Raw genomic sequence first — 1,072 nt, 5'->3', positions numbered from 1 at the left:
CGGCGAACTGGTGGTCCGCTCCCCGTACGTGACACCGGGGTACCTCGCCGTCGAGGGTGGCCCGGACCACAGCGCGCTGTTCGCGCCCCTCGCCGGCTTCGCCCCCGACGGTGACCGGTGGTACCGGACCGGAGATCTTGCGCGGACGCGGTTCGACGGCGCCCTGGAATTCCGGGGCCGCAGGGACTTCCAGGTCAAACTGTTCGGGAACCGCGTGGAACTCACCGAGATCGAGGCCGCGCTGAACCGTGACCCCTCGGTCCTGGAGTGCGCGGTCCTCCCCCACGTCAACGCCCAGGGCCTGGTGACCCGCCTCGCCGTGTACGTGGTGCCACGAAAGGGCGGCCAGGGGGACGTGCGTGCGGACGTCCGGGCCTGGCGTTCCCATCTGCGCGGCCAGTTCGGCCCCCTCGCGCTGCCCGCCGTCTTCACCCGCCTGACCTCACGCCTGCCGCGCAACGCTGCGGGGAAGGTGGACCGCTCCCGGCTCACCCACTGAGCCGCGCCCCACGACCCCATCCCCTGACCTGTCGTACACCGGCCTCGGCCGCTACCCATGGAGTGATGGCATTGACTCAAGTCGAGACCGAGATCGTCCCGGTTTCCATCGACGGCGAGACCCTGACCGTCGAAGCCGTACGCCGCGTCGCGGAGGAACGCGCGGCGGTCGACGTACCGGCCGAATCCATCGCGAAGGCCCGGAAGAGCCGGGAGATCTTCGAGGGGATCGCCGAACAGAACATCCCCATCTACGGGGTGACCACCGGGTACGGCGAGATGATCTACATGCAGGTCGACAAGTCGAGGGAAGTTGAGCTGCAGACCAATCTCGTCCGTAGCCACAGCGCGGGAGTCGGTCCGCTGTTCGCCGAGGACGAGGCGCGGGCGATCGTCGCCGCCCGGCTGAACACCCTGGCCAAGGGCTACTCCGCAGTGCGCCCCATCATCCTCGAACGCCTCGCGCAGTACCTGAACGAGGGCATCACCCCGGCCATACCCGAGATCGGGTCGCTGGGGGCGAGCGGCGACCTGGCCCCCCTCTCCCACGTCGCGAGCACCCTCATCGGAGAGG

The 1,072-nt window shown here is 69.5% G+C and carries 2 protein-coding genes; both read left to right on the top strand.

Annotated features, from left to right (window positions below; genetic code table 11):
- A partial coding sequence (locus ACZ7HQ_RS45890; protein WP_471003694.1) for an AMP-binding enzyme occupies nt 1-499 on the top strand: 499 nt, incomplete at its 5' end.
- Nucleotides 500-564: 65 nt separating this feature from the next.
- The coding region (locus ACZ7HQ_RS45885) for an aromatic amino acid lyase (protein ID WP_471003691.1) at nt 565-1,072 on the top strand (508 nt) is incomplete at its 3' end.

This window comes from Streptomyces sp. NPDC037290, from assembly GCF_055603245.1.
Note: the sequence above shows the minus strand (reverse complement) of the source record. Positions and strands in the feature narration are given on the sequence as shown.